The organism is Herbaspirillum sp. B65, from assembly GCF_000333555.1.
In the GTDB taxonomy this organism is placed as follows: Bacteria; Pseudomonadota; Gammaproteobacteria; order Burkholderiales; family Burkholderiaceae_D; genus Herbaspirillum; species Herbaspirillum rubrisubalbicans.
On record NZ_BADI01000075.1, the window covers coordinates 1 to 925 of the forward strand.

General features: G+C 59.0%; 2 protein-coding genes. Both read left to right on the top strand.

What is annotated here, in order from left to right:
- Positions 1–77: 77 nt before the first annotated feature.
- A complete protein-coding gene (locus I5W_RS01790) occupies positions 78–398 on the top strand; it encodes a helix-turn-helix transcriptional regulator (protein WP_044527965.1) in 321 nt (106 codons plus the stop codon).
- On the top strand, positions 388–912 hold the full coding sequence (locus I5W_RS01795) for a HipA N-terminal domain-containing protein (protein WP_252716858.1): 525 nt from the start codon (positions 388–390) through the stop codon (positions 910–912). The genes I5W_RS01790 and I5W_RS01795 overlap by 11 nt, the downstream gene beginning before the upstream one ends.
- Positions 913–925: the final 13 nt, after the last annotated feature.

The window sequence follows — 925 nt, forward strand, 5'->3', positions numbered from 1 at the left end:
GGATATAAGATGAGATGGCAATCCATTAATTCTATAATCTTGTGTATTAAGTTGAATTAAATAGGTTAATTCATATCATGCTGGATTTAAGCTTCAGCAAACCCCAGGAAGTCGTCAAGCGTCTCTGCGCTCGCTTGCGCACCGAGCGCCTGGCGCTGGAAATGACGCAGTCCGACCTGGCTGGACGCGCCGGTGTGGCCACCAATACCGTCTCCAACCTGGAGGCTGGGCGCAATGTCGGCTTCGAGGCGGTGGTCCGGGTGGCGATGGCGCTGGGCCGTGTCAAGGAACTCGAAGCGCTGTTCCAGCCGAGGCTGGACAGCATCGAGGACATCCAGCGCTACGAAGACACCGCCAAGCGCCGTCGCACAAAAAAGAAGAGGGCCGATGATGCTTGAACAGGTCAAGGTCTTCTATGAGGGATGGGGTGAGCGCTGGCATTGGGGGACTTTGGTGTCGACCACCGCTGTGACCGGTCGGCCACTGATCGCTTTCCAGTACAGCAACGAGGCCAGGCAGAGAGGCCTGGAATTGTCCTCGTACAGATTGCCGCTGGACGGTCCGCTACTGCGTCGAGATTTTCCCGATCACCAATGGCAATTGCCGGGGCCCGTCTATGATGCCTTGCCAGATGGCTGGGGCATGTTGCTGATGGATCGCCTGTTCAGGCAGCGTGGTCTGGCGGCGGCCCGTATCGGTCCTCTGGAGCGCCTGACGTTTATCGGACACAGCGCCATGGGCGCCATGAGCTTCGAGCCGGTCGCTCCCGAAGTCTCAGGTCCGAATATTCATCTCTCCCTGGATCGGCTGGCGGCCGAAGTGCAGGAAGTGCTGCGAGGGGAAGGGGGAGAATTCTTGCAGAGTCTGTTGCAGGTGGGCGGCTCCCCCCATGGGGCAGGCCCAAGGCGCTGATTTATCGCGACCC